The following is a 277-nucleotide window of genomic DNA, read 5'->3' on the forward strand; positions in this document are numbered from 1 at the left end:
CGCCGACAGATCTGCGATACCTGTTTACGCCGCTGGCACAACCCAAGTAGAACAGCGCGACACCAAAGCTATCCCGCTCCGGCGTCGCAACCGACTCGCCTTGTCAGACGGTCAAATAAAATGGAATCAGTGAGTGCGCTGGTAGGCCTCACGGATCTCATTGGAGACGCGGCCACGCTCCGAGACCTCGTAGCCCTGGCTCTTAGCCCACTGACGAACCTCGTTAGCAGTCGGGCCCCCGGTTGGGCGACGACCACGAGTACGGCGGCCACCAGTG

At 61.4% G+C, this 277-nt stretch carries 1 protein-coding gene; it reads right to left on the reverse strand.

What is annotated here, in order from left to right:
- Nucleotides 1–126 precede the first annotated feature (126 nt).
- Nucleotides 127–277, reverse strand: a 151-nt coding sequence (locus tag ACY2RT_RS15350; RefSeq protein ID WP_490156801.1) for an Lsr2 family DNA-binding protein, incomplete at its 5' end; no start/stop codon positions are given.

This window comes from Ulvibacter sp. 2210JD10-4 (genome assembly GCF_058148525.1).